The organism is Winogradskyella vidalii, from assembly GCF_013403955.1.
In the GTDB taxonomy this organism is placed as follows: domain Bacteria; phylum Bacteroidota; class Bacteroidia; order Flavobacteriales; family Flavobacteriaceae; genus Winogradskyella; species Winogradskyella vidalii.
The window spans coordinates 186,871-213,633 of the sequence record NZ_JABFDG010000003.1 but is presented as its reverse complement, the minus strand read 5'-3'; the positions used below and the strand labels follow the sequence as shown (position 1 = coordinate 213,633).

The following is a 26,763-nucleotide window of genomic DNA, read 5'->3' as shown; positions in this document are numbered from 1 at the left end:
TAAATTAATCTTTGTAAATGATTTCAAACGGATGCTTTAAACCTTTAAATGCTACAAGATCTGCTCGTAATGAACCCACAGCTAAATCTGCTTGAATCTTTAATGGAATTTTGTTTCTATCTTCACTTACCCATAGGGTTAGACTTTCTTCTTCTTTAAACACACGACCAGCCATAACGTATGGTCTAAATTTTACGGTTTTCACCTTACCAAATTCTGTTTTAATGATTTCTTTTCCTAGGTATTTTAATTTGAACCCGTAATTTTCTTCGTCAAAAAACATATTCGTCTTTATTTCATCACCTACTTTTAGGGTTGAAATATCAATTTCATTTCGTAGATAATAGTACATAGACACCATGTCTTGCACATTTTCTTCAGTAGAAACAATGCTTATTTCATTTTTCTTATGGTTTTTAACTTCAGCTTTTCTGGATTCATGATCAAAGTTAATTTCGACGTCTTTAGTATGACCACCTTCATCAATTTTTCTGATAAATTTATACGGTACTCCTGTCACTTTATCAAAATAACTTTCGTAGCGGTCTTTAACTTTAAAAAACCATTTTATAGCACCTGTAGTCCAACCTTTGCCAATAACATGATAAACGGATTTGCCTCGTAAACTGGTTTCATTTACAGCCAAAGTCGCATTTCCTGCTTTAAAAAAGCCACTATAACTCATTTCAAATTTAAACCACTCCCCATCTTGAAAAGCGGACTGCTTCTCTACATTAGAGGCTTGAAATCCTACAAAGAATACTATAATTGCAAATAAATGTTTCATGTGTATTTATTGTTATTTACGGTCACATATGTTCGCTATTAATCATTTCGTAGAGCGCTATCGTTTTTACCTTGCTCGGTTTATAATCTCTAGTTTGTAAATATAAATAATGTGACGCATAATTTTGTTACAATTATCATAAATACAATTACTGTTCCAAATGTAAAAGGACATCTAAAATCACCTATAATTAACACTAAAGTTATAGTATTTGAACAAATTACCAACCTTTTACTAAATCGCAACTGGTGTTCAACAGCAATAAGATTTAACATAAATAAAGATGCGTTTAGCTTAAAAACTAAACGCATCTTTACTTTTAAAGTGTTCCTCTTTTCTCTTGCTCTCGTTCTATAGACTCAAACAAGGCTTTAAAGTTTCCGGCACCAAAACCACGAGCCCCCATGCGTTGTATGATTTCAAAGAATAAGGTTGGTCGGTCTTCTACAGGTTTTGTGAATATTTGAAGTAAATAGCCTTCCTCATCGGCATCTATCATAATACCTAAGCTTTTAAGCGTTTCAATATCTTCTCTTAGCGCGTGACTGTGCTCTTCTAATCGTCCTGGAACGGCTCTGTAATATTCCTCTGGTGGCGTAGACAAAAACTCAACACCTCTAGATTTTAGTTGTGATACGGTTGAAATGATATCGTCTGTAGCTACCGCGATATGTTGCACTCCTGAACCTTCGTAAAAATCTAAATACTCTTCGATTTGCGATTTTTTAGCGGCTTCAGCGGGTTCGTTAATTGGAAATTTAATGCGACCATTTCCATTGCTCATTACCTTACTCATAAGTGCCGAATATTCGGTGTGGATTTGTTTGTCATCAAAGGATAAGAAATTCACAAAACCCATCACATCTTCGTACCATTTTACCCAAGTATTCATTTCGCCCCAACCTACATTACCAACCATGTGATCGATGTATTTTAAGCCTGTTGGTTCTGGATTGTAATCACTGTTCCATTCCACAAAACCTGGCATAAATGTTCCTGAATAGTTTTTACGCTCTACAAACATATGTACGGTTTCACCATAGGTATAAATTCCGGCGCTTACCACTTCACCAAACTCATCTTTTTCAACCGTTGGCTCCATATAAGATTTTGCGCCTCGTTTGGTGGTTTCTTCGTAAGATTTACGTGCATCTTCTACCCATAACGCGACGACTTTTACACCGTCGCCATGTTTTACAATGTGCTTATTGATTTCAGATTTACTATTTAAAGGGGTTGTTAACACCAAGCGAATTTTATCTTGTTTTAACACATAACTCACCGAATCCTTAGATCCTGTTTCTAAGCCTTTATAAGCATAGGATTGAAAACCAAATGCTGTCTTATAAAAGTGAGCCGCTTGTTTGGCATTACCCACATAAAACTCCACGTAATCCGTTCCTAAAAGGGGTAAAAAATCTTGTGCGCCTTCAAATATTTTTTCTAAACCGTAGTTTACATTTTCTACTTCTTTTGCCATAAAATAAAAATTTATTTAAACTTCACTTTTCAAAATTCAAATTCCAAAAAATGAAGTTTCTTAATTTAATAACTTTTTCAAATCAAATTCTGACTTGCGTTCTGTATTTACTCGTTTTCCAAGCTATCTAATTCAATCTCTTGCGTCTCATTTAACACCTCTTCTTCTACGTCCTCAATACGATAAGTGTCATCATCCCAATCCTCATAACTTTCTGGCTCTATAGTCGTTTCGTATTCAGACTCATAATAATAGTCATCACTTTCAAAATTTCCATTTTCTAGGCCATCTAAAATAGCTGAAGACATTAATGTGCCATAAAACGCCAGTACACCAAGTGCTATTAAAAACACAAAACCGTTAATTACAATGGCTATAATATTTATAATCTTAGCCGTGTTGACATTACTTCGTGTTTGTGGATTGTAAGCTTCTGGGTTTTCGCCATATTCACGTAAACTTCTGTTTGCCGACACCAATCCAATTATGGCTAAAATCAATGGAACAATGGCGGTAACCCCATAACAACAGCAGCCAGCGATACCAATAACTAGTGCTAATATTCCTAAAATTAATGATAATGGATCTGCAGGTAATTTATTTTGATTCATTTATGAATGTTTATTATTATTTAGTGTTCTAACCAAGATTTAAAATAATCTTCATCGGCAATTTTTAAAGCCTCTTCAGTTACTTTTAAAGGTTTAAAGGTATCTACCATAACCGCTAATTCTTCGGTTTTAGTCTTACCAATACTTTTTTCCATGGTTCCTGGATGTGGTCCATGCGGAATACCTGCGGGGTGCAACGAGATATGACCTGCTGCAATATCATTACGACTCATAAAATCGCCATCGACGTAATATAACACCTCATCACTATCTATATTACTATGATTGTAGGGCGCAGGAACAGCGATTGGATGATAATCGTACAAACGCGGCACAAAACTACACACTACAAAGGCATCGGTTTCAAAAGTTTGATGTACTGGAGGCGGCTGATGCACACGACCTGTAATAGGTTCAAAATCGTGAATTGAAAAGGCATACGGATAATTATAACCATCATAACCTACCACATCAAAAGGATGCGAGGCGTAAACCATATCAAAAATGTCGTCGTTCTTTTTTATTTTAATTAAAAACTCACTCGACTCATTATACGTTTCTAGTTCTTGTGGCTGACGCAAATCGCGCTCACAAAATGGGGAATGTTCTAATAATTGTCCAAAATAATTACGGTAACGTTTTGGCGTGTAAATTGGTCGTCGCGATTCTACGATAAATAATCGGTTGTCTTCCGTGTCAAAATCGAGCTTATAAATAACACCTCTTGGCACTAACAAATAATCGCCGTATTTAAAATCTAAATTCCCGAGATGAGTCCTTAATTTTCCGGTGCCTTTATGGATGAAAATTAATTCGTCGGCATCGGTATTTTTATAGAAATAATCTTTGGTTGATTGTTTAGGTGCTGCTAATATGATATTACAATCGCTATTAGTCAATACAATTTTACGACTCTCTAAATAATCGTTTTCTGGTGGCACTTGAAAGCCTCTAAACCGATAGGATTGCATGTTGTTTTCCTTCGCCACTTTAGGCGCAACGCTGTATTGCTTTTTAATTTCCTTGACTTGTGTTGGGCGTTGCTCGTGATAGCTGTTGGTAGACATGCCATCGAAACCAATGGTACCAAACAATTGCTCGTAATAAAAATCGCCATTTGGTTTTTTAAACTGCGTGTGGCGTTTTGGTGGAATTTTTCCTAATTTATGATAGAATGGCATTCTTTAAGTTTTAGGTTCAAGATTAAAAATTCAATGTTTTACTTACTGTTGACCTCAGTTGAACATTGACTGATTGTTCTTTTTAAAGGTACAAAATTTGTGGAGATTCCTGAATGCGCAGGAATGGCATAGATACTGAAATACCGAAACAAGTTCTGCACAAATGAGTTCTGTATGATAAAAATGTCATTCTGGTTTCCTTTTAATAAGGAAATGAAGATAGATTTTCATGTTTGGCCAGAATAGTTTCAAGTGTCTATAAATTATCTTTTAACAACGTTCATTGCCTCGATTAATCATTCTTAAAGATGACAAACCCGAAACAACTTCGTTCTTACAAATATCAATAAATTTTTACTATATTTATAAGAATTCCGAAAAATGAGCAAAGATGAAATCCCATATCACTATATTTTTTGCATTTATTTTGAGTTCGTTTGGCTTCGGGAAAACTTTAAATACCACTGAAACAACCTATAGTTCTTTTGATATTTTGATTGAGGAACTGGCTGCATTTGAATTCTCAAAAATTACAACAGCATATGATTTCGAGGTTTGTAGATTATGCGGTTAATGATTTTTTGAAATCCCTAATATTTAACGATTAATTTCATTCTACATACCACAATAACGTATTCTTATACAAAAACTTAGTGCTAAAACCCAAACACAAAATTGTTAAAGTTTTAATTATTTTATAGTTTCAATTACGGTTTTTCCGCAGTTAACATTTCCTTAACATTAAAGGTGCTTTTTTTTTTAAGTTGGTTTCCGTTTTTTTTCTTAGCTTTGGTTTGTCAGCAACTGAAAATGTGTGTTTTAACGAGGCATTATATTGCAGTTAGCGACATTAGTTAACTAAAAACCTGTGCAGGTTTATTTTATTCTTCGTTACTCGTTAGTAAATCCCTCGTTAGCTTATTCTAGCTATTATTTATTAACCAACCTATCCTAAAAAAGTGATGGGTTTAAAATCTTAAATTATGAAGAAAAGAATATTTAGCCTTATGGCTGTGGTTTTATTTGTAGGTAGTACTCTCAATGTAAATGCAATAAGTAACGCTGATATATCGGAAGATGTGTTTTTAACTTGTTTTGAATGGGCAGACTCAACAGCAACAATCAATGGTTTTGAACAAGGATGGACGCATGAGCAAGAGTATCATGTGTTTGTTTACCTTTATGAGAAATGCCTAAATCAATAAACATTTAAGTAATTATAAATCTTAGGGGTAAAAAATTATATTCCAATTTTAGAAATTTTATGTAATATTTTATCCCTTTTAAATATATCAAGGGTTATGAACTCTAAAAGCATTTTTATTTTTAGCACACTAATACTATTACTATTTTCTTCGTTTTGTCTAAGTCAAAATAGTGGAAAAGCATTCTATAAAAAACAATCCAAGCACAATTTTAGTAATATAAAGGAATTAGACAATAACACAAAAGCAAAGTCGGCTTTTAAATCCGTTAATAATACTATTGATGAAATGGAATTTGAACTGATGTTTAACGATTCATTGGCTTCATATAGAAAGCTAAAAAAATTGAATTCTGACTCACAAAGTTCATCAATGAATTTAGCTACAGCATTTTCAGGATACAGTGGCCCCTATTATTTTAATTTAAAAACAAGACAGTCCTTGAGAGAACAAGGGAAATATATAATTGAAAAAGACTTTGAAGATTATGATTGGACTTTGACAAAGGAGAAGATGATGATAGATAGTCTTACCTGTTATAAGGCAACAACGATATTAAAACAGCAAGGTAGAAGAGGAGAAATATTAAAACCTGTAATTGCGTGGTACACTACGGATATTAATCTACAAGTCGGTCCTGATGGTTTTAGTGGTCTTCCAGGGTTAATTATACAATTAGAGGTTGATAAGGTAATTACAACTCTGCAAAAAATTAAATTTTTAGAAAAGAAAATTGACATTGATATTCCTACGAAAGGAAAAAAAATGACGGAGCAAGAGTATGCCATTTTGATGAAGGATTTAGTTGAAAATAGAGAAAAATACTACGGGAAAAACTAATACTATCAAACAGTCAATAAATAAATTAGTATTTATAATATTTGTTTTAGGATTTCACTCTCAATTTCATGCTCAAATGACTAAAATTCATGGGAAAGTTATGGACAGCATGCAAAGCCCATTATCCTACGCCAATATCTTAGCAATACCCCAAACAGATGATCAAGACGTTAAATTTGCTATTACAGAAAAAGACGGTAGCTACAATAATAATAATGTGGACATCCCATGCCATGTCCACATTACTTTAATCAGACATTATTATGAGTAAAATTATCTTCTTAATTACATCAGTTTTTTATTTAGGCCTGTGCTTCGGGCAAGCTAATGGAAAGGCCTACTATATTAAAGACATTAATACAGCGTTTGAAAAAAAATTAGACTCGCTATCTAATATACCAGGGAACCCAATTAAATCTTTAGAGAAATCCACAAAAAACTTAGAGTTTGTTTTATCTTTTAATGAAGATACTGCCCTTTATAAAGAAGTTGAACAAATGTCAACTGATAATAATAAATCCATAGAATTGGCTAAAATATTATCTGGTTACGTTGGGCCATCTTATTTTGATTTTAAAAACAGGAAAGTGATTTTTGAAAAAGATTTGTTCAATGAACTCTATTTGGTTGAAAGAGACATATCTGCTCTAGAATGGGTTTTAAAAAAAGAAAAATTAGTGCTTAACAACTTAACGTGCTACAAAGCAATAACTTCAATTACGGTTGAAGGCAGAGGAGGCACGGAGGAAATTCCTATAACCGCTTGGTATACTTCGGATATAAATATATCTGCAGGTCCTGATGGTTTTGGCGGGTTACCTGGACTAATTATTCAGTTAGAAAAAGGCAATTTTGTTACAACTTTAAAAAGAATTGAGTTTTTAGATAAAAAAAACAAAATAGACTTACCGCATAAGGGAAAAGAAATACTGGAAGATGATTTTAATGAATTGGTAAAAAAATCAACCACTAATCGAAGAAAATATAAGTAATGATTTATAAACAAATTTTTACAATTGTTTTAATCACCCTTTTTCAACTAAGTTTTTCACAAATTAGTGGTAACGCCTATTACAATAAAGTTTCTAATTATAAAACTGGAGGAATAGGTGTTTCTACAAACTCAAAAGAACCAAATAAGACAATTGATAGTTCAATATCAGAAATTGAATTTTTAATAAAATTTAATGATTCCTTAGCTGTTTATGAAAAATTAAACAAAGATGATTCATTTGATGCCATTGTTATTTCACACTCAGGATATAATGGTCCTTTTTTCTACTAAATAAAACAAAAGAAAGCTGTTAAAGAACAGGGGAAATATTTAATTGAGAAAGCCTTTGATGATTATAACTGGATTTTAACTGATGACATCATGATAATTGATTCTCTAGTTTGCTATAAAGCAACTTCCACAATAAAGATTAAAGGCAGACGTGGTGATTTTACAAAACCTGTAACAGCATGGTACGCGCCTGAAATTTGTCTTCCTGTTGGTCCTGATGGTTTTGCAGGATTACCAGGTATAATTGTTGAACTCAAAATTGATAAAGTTACTACGCGACTAAAAAAAATTAATTTTACAGATAAAGATGTAATCATTGAGTTACCTAAAAATAAAAAAAGAATGACTGAAACAGAGTTTGATAGTTTCATTGAAGGTTTGATTGACAGTGGAAATGAGAAGGACTAAATGTTATACCTATGGACCAGAAAGTTGTTATGCTGAAGTATTTTTTTGTAATCTTTTATATTTTTATCTTAAAATCATATTGTAACGCACAACAAGTTCAAGTTCAAGGCCAAATAACAGACTCGCTACAAAAACCTTTACCCTACGCCAACATCTTAGCCATACCTGAAACAGATGACCAAGAAATGAAATTCGCCATAACAGAAAACAACGGTAGCTTTAAACTAGGTCTATCCAAAAACCAAACCTACGAACTCACAGTAAGTTATTTAGGCTATAAACCACAAACAATTACGATAACCACAACAGAGCAAGACATTACCAAAAACTTCGTCCTCAAAGAAAACCCAGACCAACTAGATGAGGTCAACATAAAATACACGCCACCAATTACCGTTAAAAAAGACACCATAACCTATGACGTCACAAAATTTGTAACGGGCGAAGAACGCAAACTACGCGATGCTTTAAAAAAATTACCTGGCGTAGAAGTCGATAGAGAAGGTAACGTGAATGTCAATGGTAAAAAAGTCACCAAAGTCTTAGTAGAGAATAAAATGTTTTTTACAGGCAATAGTAAACTCGCCGTAAACAATATACCTGCAGATGCGGTTGAAAAAGTTGAGGTTTTAGATAACTATAATGAGGTTGCCATGCTAAAAGGCTTGCAAGATTCTGAGGATATGGCTATGAATATTTTATTAAAAGAAGACAAAAAGAAATTTGTCTTTGGTGATATTGAGGTTGGTGCTGGCATAAAGGATCGTTACTTATTACATCCTAATCTGTTTTATTACAGTCCAAAAACCAATATTAATTTTATAGGCGACCTTAACAACCAAGGAATAAAGAGTTTTAGTTTTCAAGATTACTTAGAGTTTGAAGGTGGTTTTGGTAAACTGCTAGATGATGCAAGTAGTTACTTTAGTCTCTTTAATAGTGATTTTGCAAAATACCTCAATAACCAAGATTTTACAGATAACATCAACCAGTTTGGCGCCCTCAACATTAGGCAATCAGTTTCTAAACATACCGATGTTAGTGGGTATTTAATTACGTCTAACTCTAAAACGCATACCGCAAGTAACACCTTAAATGCTTACCAAAATACAGAAGACCCTTTCACAGAAGACAGAACGGTTACTAATGACCTCAATAACTTTTTTACTATTGGCAAGCTCACCGTTGACTACGAACCAAGTTATAAAGAAGATTTTGCTTATAATGCTTTTGTAAAAGTGACCAATAATGATAGTCATGGTTTTGTAAATACAATTAACCCAGATCAAAATAATAGTATTACGACATTAACCGATGTTACAGCACTTAATCTAAAACAAAATATTACTTACAGTCGTAAATTGTCTAAAGCACATACAGCCACTTTAGAAGCGACTTATAATTTTCAGAATGATAAACCGATTACAGAATGGCTCACTAATCAACAGATTTTACAAGGTTTAATTCCTTTGGAAGATGCCGATGTGTATAATATACTTCAAATTAAAAAATCAACGTCGCATAATTTTAATGCCATCATAAAAGATTATTGGGTAATTAATAATTTTAATCATCTTTATACAAGTGTTGGCATCAACACCTCTTTTAATGGTTTCTACAATGAAGATGTACAATTGCTTAATGATGGCCGTATTAATAATTTTAGTTCGGCTGGTTTTGGTAATGATTTTGGCTACAGTTTTATAGACACCTATTTGGGATTAGAGTATAAATTTCAAATTGGCATTGCTACGTTTAAACCTGCTGTTTTTTATCATGGGTATTTATGGCGGACTGAACAATTTGATGATGCTGAAACGTTTTCTAAAAATTTGCTATTACCGCAATTCACCACTAAAGTGGAATTTAATAACAGTGAAAAATTAAACTTTAAATACAAACTGAACGCGCGGTTTCCTGGCATTAATCAATTGGCTAATAATTTTATACTTTCAAATTTTAATAGTGTTTACAGAGGAAACAATCAGTTAGAAAACCAATTGTACCATTCCGCAACCTTGAGTTATTATAAGTTTAGTTTGTTTAAAAATTTAAACCTCAACTTCAATACCAGTTTTAATAAACGTATAGAAAGTATAAAAACAGTTTCGGAACTTAATGGAATAGAATCTTTTAATACAGCCTTAATGTTTAACCAACCAGAACATAATTGGATGGTAAGTGGACGCGTTTCAAAAAAAATTAATAAGATCCGTTATAATCTGAGTAGTCGTTTTAGTTATAATGATTTCTATCAAATTTTGAATAACGAAACTAATCTTAATGTTTCAAAATCTATTGCTTCAACGATTGGCATAGAAACATCTTTTAAAAACCATCCTAACGTAGAAATCAATTACACCAAAGACTTTAATAATTACAAAGCCTTAAATAACGTTTCTAATTTTGAAAATGACCAATTAGAAGTCATCTTAGAATACGATTTTTTAAAGAATTTTATCTTTAAAGCAGATTACACCTATAATAATTACACTAATAAAAGTCTAGATACTAAAACCACTTTTGATACCGCCAATGCCTCGTTATTTTACCAAGTAGAAGATCGTCCTTGGGGATTTGAAGTAAATGCTACTAATCTTTTTGATACGCGTTTTAAACAGCAAAATTCATTTAATACTTTTGTAATTAGCGATAGTAGAACATTTATTTTACCACGGATTGTGATGTTTAAGGTGAGTTATAAGCTTTAAATTTTAACATCCTCGACGGTGTTCGCTGTAACAGTATAAATTGTCATATTCAACGCTAAGATTCCTTCATTACTCATCCATTTTAAATAATTTTATTGCATTCGCGCAATGTATCAGAGGTAATATAGATGCTGAAACAAGTTCAGCATTACAAAACAAGTGGTGTTAAAACCAATAGCCCAAATTAAAAAACCAATAGCTATCACCAGTATCTGGTGAGAACGTATATTTAGCTTCCAATGGCCCCAAAAACGTTTCTAAAGAATACCCAAAGGCATAACCACTGTAATCTGGTATAGAAAAGAATTCACCAGACTCATAAACACCATTGTCAATATTAGCATAGTTTGCTGCCACTAATAGGTGGTGATTTTTATGAAATTCGTAATCTAAGGTGAAGGTTGTTTTTATAAAACTATCCCCTGTTATGGCAATATAATCATAACCATAAAATGAATAGAAGTTTTCCATAAAGTTAGCCCCATAACCTCCAACAGAGAAAACTAAAGTATTTATAGACTTATTCCCTAATTTAAAGCCTGCGCTCGCCTCTGATTTTAAAGCCAATTTATCCGTAAAACTAAAAGCATGACCCACGTCGGCTTTGGCAATTGAAAACTCTTTAAAATCAGCATTAAAACCGGTTGCTGCTAAATATAAATGTAAGTCTCCATTAAAATAAAAGCCGCGTTTAGGAAAGTGAATATCATCATAATCATCGAATTTTAAATTCCCAAAAACACTGTAGTAATTAGTATTATCAAAAGTGATTTCGTCACTTTGACTGTCATCTAAAATTGTTTCTGAAGTAATTTTAAAACGACGATGTTCAGCGCCAAGTCGTAATGCAAAATCCTTTCTAAAAATAGTCTGTAAATACACCTGATTAGTAAAATCTGAAACTTCAGCATCTAATCTATTTATACCAGATAGCAAAGGTGAATTTTCCTCTATGGCTAATAAAGGATTAATGTTTTTATTAAATTGATTATAGCCTGATTTTAATCCTACACTAATATAGTACCCTTTGTCAACAAAATAATCGAAATTATACCTTGAGTGGTCACCTAAAATTAAATCCAAGGAAGCAATATCATTATTAAATAGTAATTTTTTTTTGGTAATATTTGCTAGAATAGCACTTTTATAAAGGTCATCATAGTGGATACCCAATCTTAAAAAAGTACTCGTTTCAGTTTCTGTTACATTACCTATCAAATTGTATTCAGAAGCATTTTCGGTTGGCTCTAATTGATATCTAAAGGTATCAAAATTATTAGTCGCAATCAGGTTATTTATCCCTTCTCTAAAGTGGGAATAACTTATTCTCTCTTCGCCTTTTAATTTTAATTTACCCAAAAGATACGACCTCGTATAGCGTTCGTTACCTTTTATTTTAATATCCTTAATTTTAAGGCTATCTAATATTGTACAATTCGTACGTTTAGTAATATTTGGCTGTTGATTTTTTACGTTTATTAATTCTGATAATTGAGACACTGCAGCTAATTGGCCACTAGCAATAATATCACTTCCTTGATCAAATGAAATAACAGAAAAATCCTCTATATCTGGTTTAATATAAATATCGGTTAATTCCGACTTACTTTTCATAGCGTTAATTGTACGAAAATTATTAATCTGCATAAGAATATCCGGAGCAGATTTAAGCGATTCGCGATCCTTTAAAGCATCTTGAACATCAACTCCTATTATAATATCCATACCCTTAGCACGCAATTCTTCAACAGGAAAATTATTAGTTACACCACCATCAATTAAGATATTACCATCTATAATTACCGGTTGAAATAAGGACGGCAAAGCACCACTTGCACTTACAGCTTCAGGCAGACTACCTTTATCCATAATTAAAGATTCTCCTGTTTCAACATTGGTTGTAACACAGAAAAATGGTATGGGCAACTGGCTAAAATCATTAATATGATTAACAGGAAGCATCAGTTGATAGAGTAAATTATAAACATTCTGTCCGCGAGATAAGGCTGAAGGTAAAGCGATTTTAAATTTATCAAAAGGTAGAGTAACGGCGTATTTTTCGGCATTTTCGCGTTCATAAAATGACTTTGAACGTCTGGGGAAATTATCATTAATCAACTCATCAAAATCTTGAGCTTTAAACATCTCCTCTAACTGCTCACCCGAATAACCTGTGGCATATAAAGATCCTATAATGGCTCCCATACTTGTGCCTGCAACATAATCTATTTTTATGCCTAGACTGTCAATAACTTTTAGTACACCAATATGAGCAAATCCTTTGGCACCACCTCCACTTAACACTAAACCTACTTTTGGTTCTGGTTGGGACGTATCATTTTGTGCCTTTAGTGAAAAGAGCGTTACAAAAAGTAATAGCGATATGAGGATTTTTGTGTTCATACAATCCTATATTTATTTGGTTTTTCACCACCCAGGAATGCTGTTTTTATGTTTTTACTATGTTATTCTTTATGATAATAATTATAAACTTTATTCGCTCTAGACACACCTACAACGGCTTCTAACTCATCTAACTTGGCATTTGCAATTCGTTTTACGGTTTTAAATTGCTTCATTAAATCTATAATGGTTTGCTCACCAACACCCGAAATATTTTCTAACTCCGTCGTTAAAGCCCCTTTACTCCTTCTATTTCGATGATGTTCTATTCCAAAACGATGGGCTTCATTTCTAAGTTGTTGAATTATTTTTAAGGTTTCACTTTTTTTATCTAAATATAAGGGAATAGGATCATCTGGATAAAATAATTCTTCTAAACGTTTTGCAATACCAATAATAGCGATTTCATTTCGTAATCCTAAGACATCCAGACTTTTTAACGCTGAAGACAATTGCCCTTTTCCGCCATCAATTATAATAAGTTGTGGCAATGGCTGCTCTTCTTCAACTAAACGCTTGTAACGCCTATAGACCACTTCTTCCATGGACGCAAAATCATCAGGACCTTCAACCGTTTTTATATTAAAATGACGGTAATCCTTTTTACTCGGCTTTCCATTTTTAAAAACCACACAAGCTGCTACCGGATTTGTACCTTGAATATTAGAATTATCAAAACATTCTATATGCCTTGGCTCTTCAGACAAACGTAAATCGGCTTTCATCTGCGCCATTATGCGGTTAGCATGCCGATCGGGGTCCACAATTTTTATCTGCTTTAATTTATCCATACGGTAATACTTGGCATTACGTATCGATAACTCTAGAATCGCTTTTTTATCGCCTAATTTTGGTATGGTGATTTTTATTTCATCGCCTAAATTCACTTTAAAAGGGACGTAAATCTCCTTAGAATTTGAATTGAAACGTTGTCTAATTTCTGTAATTGCCAATTCTAACAATTGCAAATCCGTTTCTTGTAACTTCTTTTTTAGCTCTAAGGTGTGCGACCTAATTATAGAACCATAACTTAGTTGTAAGAAATTGATATAAGCATACGTTTCATCACTAACTATTGAAAACACATCTACATTATTAATCTTTGGATTTACAATGGTTGATTTGGCTTGGTAGTTTTCTAAAATTTCAAGTTTTTCTTTAATTTTTTGGGCATCCTCAAACTGCATGGCTTCCGCATGTTGCCGCATTTGAATTCTAAACTGCTGCAATGAATCTTTAAAATTTCCTTTTAGAATTTCTCTAATAGCTACAATATTAGCTTGATATTCTTCTTCCGTTTCATAACCTTCACAAGGACCTTTACAATTGCCTAAATGATATTCTAAACAGACTTTATATTTTCCGGCTTCAATTTTAGACTCAGACAAATCGTAATTACACGTTCGCAGTTGATATAACCCTTTAATTAGACCTAAAAGGGTTTTTACGGTTTTCATGCTGGTGTAAGGTCCAAAATATTCCGAGCCATCTTTAATGACACGTCGTGTTGGAAACACCCTAGGGAAACGTTCTTTTTTAATACAAATCCAAGGGTACGATTTATCATCTTTCAATAGAACGTTATACTTTGGCTTGTATTTTTTAATAAGATTGTTTTCTAGTAGTAACGCATCATTTTCAGTCTCAACTACAATGTGTTTTACCGAAACAATGTTTTTTACTAAAACACGTGTTTTGCCGTAATCGTGATGCTTATTAAAATAACTACTAACACGTTTTTTTATATCTTTAGCTTTTCCGACGTAGATTAAACGTTCATCCGCATCAAAATATTGATAGACACCAGGTTCATGGGGCAGGGTTTTTATCTGTATATCTAAGGTCGATTCTGGCATATAATCAAAGATATATAAAAGTTATAAGTTTAGAGATACAAGTACTCAAAGTTATCATATCTTTCACCCCTTATTTTATAGAATTAATTTATGACAAAAAAAATTTTAGGACGTGTTGATAAAGTCAATTTTCCTGAATTAAAATTAAACAACATTGATGTTAAAATAGACACAGGAGCTTACACTTCTGCCATCCATTGCTCTAACATTAGAGAAGCGGATAATAAACTCTACTGCATTTTTGAAAGTAAAGGGCATCCTAATTTTAAAAGTGAAGAAGTCGCTTTTGATACTTACACTTATACGGATGTTAAGAGTAGTAATGGCCATAGAGAAAACCGTTACAAAATTAAAACAACCGTTGTTTTCTTTGGAAAAACGTATAAAATCAACTTAACTTTAAGCACAAGAGACGATATGAAATTTCCGGTACTTATTGGGCGACAATTTTTAAAACATAAATTTCTAGTCGATGTCGATATAGAAAATCAATCCTTTAAACAAACCCTAATTAAATGAACATAGTTATTCTTTCGAGAAATCCTGAACTTTATTCTACTAAACGACTTATAGAAGAAGGTGAAAAAAGAGGTCATCAAATGGAAATTATTGACCCTTTAAAATGCGATATTATAATCGAAAAAGAAAAACCTACCATTTATTATAGGGATCGGTATTTAGATTATGTAGATGCTATAATTCCTAGAATTGGGGCTTCGGTAACCTTTTATGGCTGTGCCGTAGTCAGACAGTTTGAAGAAATGGGAATTTTTACTATTGCTTCATCAGATGCTATAATCCGTTCGCGTGATAAGTTGAGAAGTTTACAACGCTTAAGTAAAGCTGGTATTGGCATGCCTAAAACTGTTTTTACCAATTATTCTAGAGATGTTGTAGAAGTTATTGACTATGTTGGTGGTACTCCCGTAATCATCAAATTATTAGAAGGTACACAAGGGCTTGGTGTTGTTTTAGCAGAAACAAAAAATGCTGCTGAATCGGTTTTAGAAGCTTTTAATGGTTTACAAGCCCGAGTCATTGTTCAAGAGTTTATTAAGGAAGCTAAAGGTGCTGATTTGAGAGCTTTAGTTGTGGATGGGCAAGTAGTAGGTGCTATGAAACGCCAAGGTAAGGAAGGTGAATTTAGATCTAACTTGCATCGTGGTGGTTCTGCTAATATTATAAAGCTAGACCCCGACGAATTAAAATTAGCAATGAATGCTGCCAAAGTATTAAAATTACCAGTTTGTGGTGTCGATATGCTACAATCTGAACGCGGGCCATTATTACTAGAAGTCAACTCAACGCCAGGATTAGAAGGTATTGAAAAAGCAACCCATAAAAACATAGCGAAAGCTATTATCACATTTATTGAGCGCAATAAAAAATAATTCTAAATGAGTACTACTCAAGAGCCATCTATTCCGAAAATTACAAAAAACACCACTGTGGCTGAAAAAGACATTATGCACATATTAGGTACAAAAGTTGCCTTAGGAGAAAGTGCACAAGTGAGTTTTAACGTTGCCAAACTTCATACGCAAAACACAATTGATGTCCCTGTAATTATTGAACGCTCAAAAAAACCAGGACCAACGGTTTTAATTACTGCAGGCATCCATGGCGATGAAGTGAATGGTGTAGAAATTGTACGTCAAATTATTTCAAAAGGGATTAATAAACCTAAAAAAGGCACAATTATCTGTATTCCTGTGATTAATGTTTTTGGATTTATTCATATGGATCGTGAATTTCCTGATGGTCGTGACCTCAACCGTGTATTTCCAGGAACACGAAGTGGCTCTTTAGCTAGTAGAGTTGCTTTTAAATTGGTTACCGAAATTTTGCCTCATGCAGATTTAGTACTCGATTTCCACACCGGTGGCGCTGACCGTTTTAATGCGGCGCAAATTCGGATTGTTAAAGGAGACCCCAAACTAGATGTATTAGCCAATGCATTTGGAGCGCCTTTTATTTTATATTCTAAAAACTTGAGTAAATCGTTTAGAAAAACCTGCTATAAATCGGGTATTCCTATTCTTCTTTTTGAAGGTGGAAAATCCTTTCATATCGACAATAACATTACCAACACAGCAGTAAATGGCACCAAACGTGTACTCCATCACTTAGGCATGTTAAACCGGAAATTTAAAGTTTCTGAACCTAAGAAACCATGTATTTATCTTGCAGGAAGCAAATGGATAAGAGCCAAGTATTCTGGTATGTTTAAAGCGACTGTCACTGTTAATACTGAAGTAAAAAAAGGCGATGACCTCGGTAATATTACAGACCCTTATGGTAGTTTTAACCACTTTGTAAAAGCGCCTAATGACGGCTATATTTTTAATATCAACGAATCACCAATTACGTATCAAGGTGATGCTATTTTTCATATCTCTACAAAAGTAAAATCGTGACTAAAAAAGCATTAAGAACTAAATACAAAGCTTTAAGACAACAGCTTTCAGGAATTGAAGTGGAAGACTACAGTCTCGCCATTGCCAATCAATTGTTAAGCCTTTCAATCTGGGACCATTCCTTTTATCATATTTTTTTAACCATTGAAGAACAAAAGGAGATTAATACCGATTATATCCTCAATATTTTAGCCGGAAAAGACAAGCATGTCGTTATTTCTAAAAGTAATTTTGAAGATTGTAGTATGACGCATTTTCTGTTAACCGATAGTACGGCCATCAAAAAAAACAGCTATAATATTCCGGAGCCCGTAGACGGTATAGAAATTAAAGCCTCACAATTAGATGTGGTTTTCATTCCACTTTTAGCTTATGATAGACTAGGAAACAGAGTGGGTTATGGCAAAGGCTTTTACGATCGCTTTTTGGCAAATTGCAAACCTGAAGCTTTAAAAGTTGGTTTATCTTTTTTTGATGTTGATGAAGAAAGTTTTGAAGCTTCTGAAAATGATATTACACTAGATTATTGTGTAACTCCAAATAATATTATAACGTTCTAAATTGAAGTTTAACGCTTTAAAGCAAAGTGCCCTGTATAGGTTTTTCCATTTTGACGCTCTAAAACAAACCAATAATCACTACTAGGTAATCTGTTTCCATTTAAGGTACCGTCCCAACCTGAATCATTAGGTTTTAATTCCGTAATTAACTTACCATAACGGTCATAAATATAAACCTTATTCAATGGTTCATTAATAGCATTTTTAATCTGCCAAAATTCATTTGTGCCATCGCCATTAGGCGTAAAGTATCTAGGATAATTAAGCAAATACACCTCTTCTACTATGACTCCGCAACCATTTTTATCTCTAACATAGACATCATAATCGCCAATTGGTAACGCTTCAAATATAGGTGCATCTTGATAACTTATACCATCTAATGAGTATTCATAATCACCAATGCCTTCAACAAACACAGAAATCACATTAGCGCTTTGGGACCAATCTACGGTTTCAACAGCTGTAATTACAGCAACATCAGATAAGCTTACAGAAACTGTTTTTTCGGTACTACACCTTAAGTCACCATAATCATTTGATACAACAACCGTGTAGTCTCCAGGCTCACTCACAACAATTGCTCTTGTGGTTTGACCAGTAGACCAATTGTAATAATCATAACCAAAGTCTGCAATAATCTCAACGGAATGACCTGCACACAATGCCCAAAATTCATCCATCTGTAAAACAGGTTGTTCTTTAATCGTTATTTCTACTGAAGTGGTAGTGAAACATTGTGGTGAATTTGCATTTTCTAAACGCGCATAAATTGTTTGAGGATTTGTTGTATTTGTATAATCATAAGCAATTTGATTATGACTTTCAATAGCGTCACTTAAACTTAAATAATAGCTTACATTAAAACCAGAAGGGTTTAAGTCTCCTAAAATTTCAGCATCAAAATTAGTTAAATCCAACTCTGTAAATCCATCGTTAATAGGATCATCACAAACACTAATGTTTTGTAGCTGCTGCACTATAGGAAAGTAATTAACGCCGAGCTGAAATGACACTATATCATAACAACCCGCTTCATTAACATTTTGAATTTTTGCATAAACAGTGACACTTTCTGCAGTTACAACAAAGTTATTTTGTAAAGGATTTATATGCTGCTCAGCATTTTCTAAATTATCAAAATAGAACACCTCAAAATTCGTATCAGATTGTCCTCCTAATATTTGATTATCATAATCAGAAAGTGTAAATACATGTTCACCATCATTAGACACATCGTCACAAACAAAATCATTGGAAATGGCATGTGCAACAGGAACAGCATTAACTTGAAATTCTATGATAGTTTCATCAAAACAAAACGAACTCACTGTACTTTCAACCCTTGCTACAATAGATTTAGATGTAATTGTGTAAGGATTGGGAAGTGGATTTGGCAACAATGTACCATCTGCTTCATAAAAATTAAGGACTACATCCTCCTGACCGTTTAAAACAGTGCTTGCAATAGTAGAAGTGTCAAAGGCATACAAACCATCACCATCAGTATCACAGACACTAAGAGTACTTACAGGATGTGCAGTAACACCACTAGAAATCCCAAAACTAATAGTAGTTTGCACACTACAACTACCTGAAGGACTTGTTTCATCTTCAATGGAGAGGGTCGCAAAAATATTTAAAATAGGCACATTACTTACCATTGGATTTGGTAATGGACTTGGATATGTATTTCCAAATTCATCACTATAGCTAATAACTATAGGTGCTGTTTGCCCCTCTAAAAGCTCGGCTTCAATACCAGAAGTATCAAAGTACTCTTCACCATCATTACCTTCATCACACTGTTCTAAAATTACAGGGCCTGTTATTAAAGGCACAGGATTTACATGTAGTGTAATATGATGCCCAAGTGCCAAACAATCGTTATTTAACCCATTGGCAACTCTGACATAAATATCTTGATGATTAGGAGATCCTATATTCTGATATTGACTAATATTTTCAATCGCATTTGTTTCTGATAAAGCCTCTGAAAGGGTACTGTAATAATTGATCTCTAATTGTTGTCCCACAGGAAATAAAGCTTCAATTTCTGGCGTTACCGAACTAAAATCGAAGGTAGACACACCATCTACAATATCTTCACCATCATCGCATTGGTAGAAATCCTTCATAAATGTTTCAGGAAGTTGTGTGGTAGACACCACTAAATCAATTGGGGCAACATCAAAACAACCATTACTGTTTTCTACGCGTGCCCAAACCCTATCTGTACTAACCGTTTGATTAGTGTACGACATTACATTTGCTATCGGATTATTAGCATTTTCAGCATCTAATTCCGACTCATAATAAGTAATGGTTTCCTCTAAATAATTAACCGAAATTTCTGCATTAGCTTCATTAAGGTTAAAACTACTAAACCCATCTATATCATCATCACATTGCCTTAACACCACTATTGGTGTTACTGTTGGCAACTCATAAATGCTAATTATTTTTGAATCCTCATAACTCTCAGAATTTAAAGTCACTGACAAGGACACCTCATAATTACCCGCGTTAGCATAGGTATATGTCGGGTTATCTTCTGTAGAGGTATTACCATCGCCAAAATCCCAAATAAGGGAATCATAGGCCTCTGAAATATTAGGTACAAATTCTATTGGATATCCAGCACAATTATCACTAAACTGGAATCCTACATTAAAAAAAGACTGCATAAATGCTGGAAGCCCCAAGGTTGACTGCCGGCCTCCTAGGTATAAGCCTTCGTTATCATAGTTGCATCCTAGACCAACTATATTAGGATTATTAATAACACCTAAATAATAATCAAGTGTTCGTGCAACATATATTTTTTGGTCGGGTCCCAGTTGTATTGATGTATAGCCATAACCAGGTGCATCAATTAAGGTGACTTCTGAAGCTACAATATCCGATTCATTGTCGGATATCAAATTATATTGATAAATTCCGCCGTAAAATGACACATATAGTACTGTATTATTTGGTGAAAACTCAATGCCATACGTATTAACAGAAACGTCGATTGTTATAGGATTACTTATTACACCTGTAGAATCATCAAAATCGAATATCTGCACACCTCCACCGCCTCTTGCCACAGCCACCTTTTCACCATTTGGAGACACCTTAATTTGTCCTCCTAAATTAAAAACTCCCGTTTCCGTCCCCACTGCACTCACCACTGGCGTCATATTAACACCTGAGGCTGTAACTTCATAAGCAATAAATTCATCACTACTGTGTCGGTGACTTAACACCCAATAACCATCTTCATCTGCATTTAAAACGGCCGTCACTTTTTCATTAACAATTTGCTCTAATAAAACATTTTTTATTTCTGTAACATCACCAAAACCATTATTAAGCGTCATATCTATTTCAGAATATTGCAAACCTTCTGTCTCTGGGTTGTTCCAAGCTGAATCAACTGTAAAAATTAGATATTTTGAAGCATTATTAGGAAAAGGGATAGCTATGGCCGACTGTGTACTTGAAAAATCCCCATTAAGATTTGTTCCATTGGGCATAATGTTATGCGACCTATCATAAACAGTAACACCATCTGTATAAAAGAGAAGATCACCGTTGCTGTCTGATATGGTAGCACAACCTTCGTTGGTATCTAGTGCACCGTCTAATAAAATCTCAGGGGAACCCGAATTAAAATCTACACCCGCATGCCTACCAAAATACCAGATATTAGATTCATTTTGACAAAATAAAAGGTGCGTACAAAAAACGAATATAAAAAGGCTAAACTGCTTCACAGGGCAAGTTAAATTAAGGCTAAACAAGATAACTAAAAAGAATTACGCTTCAAAAGCTTTCTTATTAAAAACAATCAAAATTCCAATACCAGAACTTATCGCCATATCAGCTACATTGAAAACAGGATCAAAAAACGAAAAATATTTACCGCCAATTAAAGGCCAGTTTTCTGGAACTAAACCACTCCAAATAGGGAAATAAAGCATATCGACCACATTACCGTGAAACACACTCTCATAACCACCTCCTTCAGGTAAAAAGGTAGCGACTTGCATCACACTATCACTAAATAAAACCCCATAAAAAACAGAATCTATAATATTACCTAATGCACCAGCAAATATAATTGAGATTGCAAATATTAATATTTTCGATTTCTTCTTTTTAATCACATCGAGCAGCCAATAAGCTATAGCTGCTACTGCAACAATTCTAAATAAGGTTAAAGCTAGTTTAGCAGAACGGTCTGAAATTAAATTTGTAAAATCACTTAATTTTGTTCCCCAAGCCATACCATCATTCTCTATAAAAGCAATCTTAAACCAAGAAAACACAGTTACATCTTCTCCCAGTTGAAAATGGGTTTTAATGTAAATTTTACTAATTTGATCAATCAGCAGAATTGTTAAAATGAGAATCGAGGCTTTTTTTAAGGACATGTAATGATTTTGAGTAAAAATAAGTGTTTAATTGAGCTTTACAACGGTAATAGCTCCATTAATGGATTTCAATTTCCAAAATTCCTCTGAATAGGCAAAGTCGTCAATGTTAATTTCACCATGATTAGAATTGGCTTCAATTGTTGCATTTTTGGTCATAACGTTAATATCACCATCTATAGTATTTATAGTCGATGAATTTGCATTGCCAATAACATTGCATTTACCACGCCATAATTCAATATACAGTGAATTAAAATCACCATTTAAATCTACTGAAGCGATATCGCTAATAATATGCAATTTGAGCTGTTCAGGGATTTTAAGTTGTAAAGTGGCTGCAATAACTTTGTGTGCGTTACGTTTATCATCTGGTATTTCTTCTAAGGACAAGAGCTCTAAGCTTAGATTTAATGTTGATTTCTCTTCCTTTAGAACAATCTGAAAATCGTTTTGGTACTCACCATCTAAAGTTGACGTAATCTTAATTTCATCTGTTGCAGAGGTTGTAACGGAAATATTAAAAATATCATTTCCGTTAATAGAAATGGATGAAATATCATCTGATTGTATTGTCTTTTCTATAATATTCTGAGATTCTAGAGTTGTTATACTCAAACTAAAAAGCACAAAAAAAGCCATGAAATTAATAGTCCATGGCTTTATGATTTTGTTTTTTATCAAAATAGATTCTCAATTTAATGAGATTCCTGCTTTACTGAAACAAGTTCAGCACAAATCGCAGGAATGTTACTGCATGTTCTTAGCTTCAATGCTCAACGTAGCATGTGGGACTAATTTTAAACGCTCTTTATTGATTAATTTACCTGTAACACGACAAACACCGTAAGTTTTATTTTCAATACGAATAATCGCATTTTTTAAATCGCGAATAAACTTCTCCTGACGAATTGCCAACGCCGAGTTTGCTTCCTTACTCATCGTTTCGCTACCTTCTTCAAAAGCTTTAAATGTTGGTGACGTATCATCTGTACCATTGTTATGGTTGTTCATATACGCACTTTTTATAAGCTCTAAATCGTGCTCAGCTTTATCAATTTTATCTTGAAGTAACGCTTTAAATTCCGCTAAATCATTATCTGAATATCTTAGATTGGTTTCTGTTGCCATAGTTTTAATGTTTTTTAATAAACAATTTGGTATTGACCTCATCAAATACAATTTCTATACCATTGTTTAAAGTGTCTATAATTTGTAAATCTTCTGTTAATGTTTCAGATTTAATATACGCTTCATTTGAAGAAATAGCCTTAACGATTTGTTCATCTTTTAAAATTTGTACGTCAATTCTGTCAGTAAGCTCAAATCCGGAATCTTTACGTAGGTTTTGAATACGGTTTACTAACTCCCTAGCAATACCTTCTTCACGTAAATCTTCATTGATTGTAACATCTAAAGCCACTGTTAAAGCACCTTCATTAGCTACTAACCATCCTTCAATATCTTGCGAAGTAATCTCCACATCTTCGAGACCCAAAGTAATATTTTTTCCGTTAATCTCAACGTCTATAGTCCCATTTTGCTCAACATTCTTAATATCTTCAGCACCAAAACCCCTTACCGTATTGGCAATCAGCTTCATATCCTTACCAAATTTAGGTCCTAAAGTCTTAAAATTAGGTTTTATCTGCTTTACTAAAATGTCTGATGCATCTTCTAAAAGCTCAATTTCCTTAATGTTAACTTCATGTTTAATTAACTCAGAAACAGCTTCTATCTCTTCTTTTTGTTGTTGATTCTGAATAGGAATCATTATTTTTTGAAGTGGCTGACGTACTTTAATTTTTTCTTTAGCTCTTAACGATAATACTAATGAACAAATGGTTTGTGCATTATACATTTTACGTTCTAAAACTTCGTCTATAATACTCGTATCTGCAGCAGGAAAATCTGCTAAATGCACACTTTCAAAGGTTTCTTTTTTAGTGACAGCATTTAAATCTAAATACAAACGGTCCATAAAGAATGGTGCAATTGGAGCACCAAGCTTTGCAATGGTTTCCATACAGGTATAAAGGGTTTGGTAGGCCGAAATTTTATCGGTTTGGTAATCCCCTTTCCAGAAACGCCTTCTACTTAAACGCACATACCAGTTACTTAAATGATCTTGTGTAAAGTCTGAAATAGCTCGTGCTGCTCTAGTTGGCTCATAAGCCGCATAATATTCATCAACACGCTGAATTAAAGTATTTAATTCTGAAAGTACCCAACGGTCAATTTCCGGACGTTCCTCTAAAGGAATATCAGCTTCACTATAATTAAATCCATCAATATTGGTATATAAGGTGAAGAATGAATAGGTATTATAAAGTGTGCCAAAGAACTTACGACTCACCTCAGCAATACCGTCGCTATCAAATTTTAAGTTATCCCAAGGATTGGCGTTACTAATCATGTACCAACGCGTCGCATCTGCTCCGTATTTAGATAAGGTTTCAAAAGGATCTACGGCATTACCTAAACGCTTAGACATTTTTTGGCCATTCTTATCTAAAACCAAGCCGTTAGATACGACGTTTTTGTAGGCTACGGAATCAAAAACCATAGTTCCAATGGCATGAAGCGTATAGAACCATCCACGTGTTTGATCAACACCTTCTGCGATGAAATCTGCAGGAAATGCTTCGTTATTGTCAATTAAATTTTTATTTTCAAAAGGATAATGCCATTGTGCATAAGGCATAGACCCCGAATCGAACCATACATCAATTAAATCGCTTTCACGCTTCATCGGTTGTCCGTTTGCAGAAACTAATATGATTTTATCGACTACATTTTTATGTAGGTCAATTGTCTCATAATTTTCTTCTGACATGTTACCGACTTCAAATTCAGCAAAAATATCTTCAGACATTACACCTGCTTCCACAGATTTAGCGATTTCAGATTTTAATTCTGCAACAGAACCGATACAAATTTGTTCTTTTCCATCTTCTGTTCTCCAAATCGGTAATGGAATTCCCCAAAAACGAGATCGCGATAAATTCCAGTCATTAGCATTTGCTAACCAATTACCAAAACGTCCTTCTCCGGTTGATTTTGGCTTCCAGTTAATAGAGGTATTTAACTCGTGCATTCTACCTTTAACATCGGTCACTTTAATAAACCAAGAATCTAAGGGATAGTATAAAATTGGCTTATCTGTTCTCCAACAATTTGGATAACTGTGCTTATACTTTTCAACTTTAAACGCTCGGTTTGCTGTCTTTAACTGAATAGCGAGTTCAACATCTACAGATTTCTCTGGTGCTTCGCCGTCATTATAATATTCGTTCTTCACATACTTCCCAGCATATTCGCCCATTTCTGGTCTAAACTTCCCTTGTAAATCTACCAATGGCACTAAATTATCATTGGTATCTTTTACGAGAAGTGGTGGAATTTCTGGTGAAGCTTGTTTGGCTACCAAGGCATCATCTGCTCCAAAGGTTGGTGCTGTATGTACAATTCCTGTTCCATCTTCAACCGTTACGAAATCTCCAGAGATGATTCTAAACGCATTTTCAGGATTATCGTTTGGCAAAGCGTATGGTAATAATTGCTCGTAAGTAATGCCTACTAAATCTTTTCCAACGAAGTCTTTAACCACGTAATAAGGAATCTTTTTATCGCCTTCTTTGTAGTCTATTAATTCTGATTTGGTTTCTACGCGTTTAAATTTCCCATCAAATTGTTTATTGACTAAATTTTTAGCCAAAACAACATTCATAGGTTTAAATGTGTATTGGTTGTAAGCTTCAACTAAAACATAGTCTATTTTAGGTCCAACTGTTAATGCCGTGTTACTTGGAAGTGTCCAAGGTGTTGTTGTCCAAGCTAAAAAGAAAATATCACCTTCATCTTGAAGAAATTCTGGTAGCGACTCTGCATTGGCTTTAAACTGTGCAACAATCGTTGTATCGGTAACATCTTGGTAAGTTCCCGGTTGATTTAACTCGTGCGAACTTAAACCTGTACCTGCTTTTGGTGAATACGGCTGAATGGTATAGCCTTTATATATTAAGTTTTTTTCGTAAATCTGTTTGAGCAACCACCATACACTTTCCATGTATTTTGATTTGTAGGTAATGTACGGATCGTCCATATCTACCCAATAGCCCATTTTTTGTGTGAGGTCGTTCCAGATATCGGTATAACGCATCACCGCTTTTTTACAGGCTTCGTTATATTCTTCTACGGTGATTTTTTTACCAATATCTTCTTTGGTAATCCCCAGTTCTTTTTCTACACCAAGCTCAACTGGTAAACCGTGTGTGTCCCAACCGGCTTTACGTTTTACTTGAAACCCTTTCATGGTTTTGTAACGTGGAAAAATATCTTTAATCGCACGTGCTAAAACGTGGTGTACACCAGGCAAACCGTTAGCTGAAGGCGGTCCTTCAAAAAACACAAAAGGAGGTTTTCCTTCTCTTGTGGTTACACTTTTATCGAAGATATTATTAGCTTCCCAATAGTTACCGATTTCATCTGCAACGTTTGGCAAGTTAAGTCCTTTGTATTCAGGGAACTTTGTGCTCATTATTCTGTTTTCTTTTCGAGGTGCGAAATTACAGAATTTTGTGGAAATATTATAAGAT

The 26,763-nt window shown here is 33.8% G+C and carries 23 protein-coding genes; 12 read left to right on the top strand and 11 right to left on the bottom strand.

Going from position 1 to position 26,763, the window contains the following annotated elements; genetic code table 11:
• Positions 1 to 4 precede the first annotated feature (4 nt).
• The 4 genes from HM982_RS09780 to HM982_RS09765 all read right to left on the bottom strand — a co-directional run bounded on the left by HM982_RS09780 (position 5) and on the right by HM982_RS09765 (position 4,059).
• Entirely contained in the window at positions 5 to 787 is a 783-nt protein-coding gene (locus HM982_RS09780; protein WP_179352979.1) for a DUF3108 domain-containing protein, read from the bottom strand.
• Positions 788 to 1,106: 319 nt separating this feature from the next.
• Positions 1,107 to 2,267, bottom strand: coding sequence for a 4-hydroxyphenylpyruvate dioxygenase (gene hppD / locus HM982_RS09775; protein ID WP_179352978.1), 1,161 nt, complete (start codon positions 2,265 to 2,267; stop codon positions 1,107 to 1,109).
• A gap of 107 nt (positions 2,268 to 2,374) precedes the next feature.
• A complete protein-coding gene (locus HM982_RS09770; protein WP_179352977.1) occupies positions 2,375 to 2,878 on the bottom strand; it encodes a CCC motif membrane protein in 504 nt (167 codons plus the stop codon).
• Between the two features lie 20 nt (positions 2,879 to 2,898).
• Positions 2,899 to 4,059 carry a homogentisate 1,2-dioxygenase gene (locus tag HM982_RS09765; protein WP_179352976.1) on the bottom strand — a complete coding sequence of 387 codons (1,161 nt, stop codon included), beginning with the start codon at positions 4,057 to 4,059 and terminating at the stop codon, positions 2,899 to 2,901.
• 391 nt (positions 4,060 to 4,450) lie between these two features.
• On the opposite strand from HM982_RS09765, the gene HM982_RS09760 reads away from it, so the two are divergent.
• The 8 genes from HM982_RS09760 (at position 4,451) to HM982_RS09725 (ending at position 10,508) form a co-directional block, all read left to right on the top strand.
• Positions 4,451 to 4,633, top strand: coding sequence for a hypothetical protein (locus tag HM982_RS09760; RefSeq protein WP_179352975.1), 183 nt, complete (start codon positions 4,451 to 4,453; stop codon positions 4,631 to 4,633).
• 409 nt (positions 4,634 to 5,042) lie between these two features.
• Positions 5,043 to 5,264, top strand: a complete 222-nt coding sequence (locus HM982_RS09755; protein WP_179352974.1) for a hypothetical protein — start codon at positions 5,043 to 5,045, stop codon at positions 5,262 to 5,264.
• 96 nt (positions 5,265 to 5,360) lie between these two features.
• Positions 5,361 to 6,104, top strand: coding sequence for a GLPGLI family protein (locus HM982_RS09750; RefSeq protein ID WP_179352973.1), 744 nt, complete (start codon positions 5,361 to 5,363; stop codon positions 6,102 to 6,104).
• Positions 6,105 to 6,204: 100 nt separating this feature from the next.
• Positions 6,205 to 6,375: a hypothetical protein gene (locus tag HM982_RS09745; RefSeq protein ID WP_179352972.1), complete on the top strand. Its 171-nt coding sequence runs from the start codon at positions 6,205 to 6,207 to the stop codon at positions 6,373 to 6,375.
• A complete protein-coding gene (locus HM982_RS09740; protein WP_179352971.1) occupies positions 6,368 to 7,096 on the top strand; it encodes a GLPGLI family protein in 729 nt (242 codons plus the stop codon). Before HM982_RS09745 ends, HM982_RS09740 begins: the two co-directional genes overlap by 8 nt.
• Complete coding sequence (locus HM982_RS09735; RefSeq protein WP_179352970.1) at positions 7,096 to 7,389, top strand: hypothetical protein; 294 nt, start codon at positions 7,096 to 7,098, stop codon at positions 7,387 to 7,389. The genes HM982_RS09740 and HM982_RS09735 overlap by 1 nt, the downstream gene beginning before the upstream one ends.
• Positions 7,390 to 7,797 carry a GLPGLI family protein gene (locus HM982_RS09730; RefSeq protein WP_179353115.1) on the top strand — a complete coding sequence of 136 codons (408 nt, stop codon included), beginning with the start codon at positions 7,390 to 7,392 and terminating at the stop codon, positions 7,795 to 7,797.
• 11 nt (positions 7,798 to 7,808) lie between these two features.
• Positions 7,809 to 10,508, top strand: coding sequence for a carboxypeptidase-like regulatory domain-containing protein (locus HM982_RS09725; protein ID WP_246296703.1), 2,700 nt, complete (start codon positions 7,809 to 7,811; stop codon positions 10,506 to 10,508).
• Between the two features lie 165 nt (positions 10,509 to 10,673).
• On the opposite strand, the gene HM982_RS09720 is transcribed toward HM982_RS09725, so the two are convergent.
• Both HM982_RS09720 and uvrC read right to left on the bottom strand, forming a co-directional pair.
• Positions 10,674 to 12,911, bottom strand: coding sequence for a patatin-like phospholipase family protein (locus HM982_RS09720; protein ID WP_179352969.1), 2,238 nt, complete (start codon positions 12,909 to 12,911; stop codon positions 10,674 to 10,676).
• A gap of 62 nt (positions 12,912 to 12,973) precedes the next feature.
• A complete protein-coding gene (uvrC, locus tag HM982_RS09715; protein ID WP_179352968.1) occupies positions 12,974 to 14,767 on the bottom strand; it encodes an excinuclease ABC subunit UvrC in 1,794 nt (597 codons plus the stop codon).
• Positions 14,768 to 14,857: 90 nt separating this feature from the next.
• Between uvrC and HM982_RS09710 the strand changes: the two genes are divergently transcribed.
• The 4 genes from HM982_RS09710 to HM982_RS09695 are packed head-to-tail and all read left to right on the top strand — an operon-like array spanning position 14,858 to position 17,744.
• On the top strand, positions 14,858 to 15,286 hold the full coding sequence (locus HM982_RS09710) for an ATP-dependent zinc protease family protein (protein WP_179352967.1): 429 nt from the start codon (positions 14,858 to 14,860) through the stop codon (positions 15,284 to 15,286).
• Positions 15,283 to 16,158, top strand: a complete 876-nt coding sequence (gene rimK, locus HM982_RS09705; RefSeq protein WP_179352966.1) for a 30S ribosomal protein S6--L-glutamate ligase — start codon at positions 15,283 to 15,285, stop codon at positions 16,156 to 16,158. Before HM982_RS09710 ends, rimK begins: the two co-directional genes overlap by 4 nt.
• Positions 16,159 to 16,164: 6 nt before the next feature.
• Positions 16,165 to 17,184 (top strand): succinylglutamate desuccinylase/aspartoacylase family protein, encoded by a 1,020-nt coding sequence (locus HM982_RS09700; RefSeq protein ID WP_179352965.1) that lies wholly within the window; start codon positions 16,165 to 16,167, stop codon positions 17,182 to 17,184.
• On the top strand, positions 17,181 to 17,744 hold the full coding sequence (locus HM982_RS09695) for a 5-formyltetrahydrofolate cyclo-ligase (RefSeq protein ID WP_179352964.1): 564 nt from the start codon (positions 17,181 to 17,183) through the stop codon (positions 17,742 to 17,744). Before HM982_RS09700 ends, HM982_RS09695 begins: the two co-directional genes overlap by 4 nt.
• Before the next feature lie 8 nt (positions 17,745 to 17,752).
• On the opposite strand, the gene HM982_RS09690 is transcribed toward HM982_RS09695, so the two are convergent.
• The 5 genes from HM982_RS09690 to ileS form a co-directional block, all read right to left on the bottom strand.
• Entirely contained in the window at positions 17,753 to 21,505 is a 3,753-nt protein-coding gene (locus HM982_RS09690; RefSeq protein ID WP_179352963.1) for a T9SS type B sorting domain-containing protein, read from the bottom strand.
• A gap of 42 nt (positions 21,506 to 21,547) precedes the next feature.
• Positions 21,548 to 22,165, bottom strand: coding sequence for a lipoprotein signal peptidase (locus HM982_RS09685; RefSeq protein WP_179352962.1), 618 nt, complete (start codon positions 22,163 to 22,165; stop codon positions 21,548 to 21,550).
• A gap of 27 nt (positions 22,166 to 22,192) precedes the next feature.
• Entirely contained in the window at positions 22,193 to 22,849 is a 657-nt protein-coding gene (locus tag HM982_RS09680; protein ID WP_179352961.1) for a hypothetical protein, read from the bottom strand.
• 66 nt (positions 22,850 to 22,915) lie between these two features.
• Positions 22,916 to 23,296 carry a TraR/DksA family transcriptional regulator gene (locus HM982_RS09675; RefSeq protein WP_179352960.1) on the bottom strand — a complete coding sequence of 127 codons (381 nt, stop codon included), beginning with the start codon at positions 23,294 to 23,296 and terminating at the stop codon, positions 22,916 to 22,918.
• A gap of 4 nt (positions 23,297 to 23,300) precedes the next feature.
• On the bottom strand, positions 23,301 to 26,705 hold the full coding sequence (gene ileS, locus HM982_RS09670) for an isoleucine--tRNA ligase (RefSeq protein ID WP_179352959.1): 3,405 nt from the start codon (positions 26,703 to 26,705) through the stop codon (positions 23,301 to 23,303).
• Positions 26,706 to 26,763: the final 58 nt, after the last annotated feature.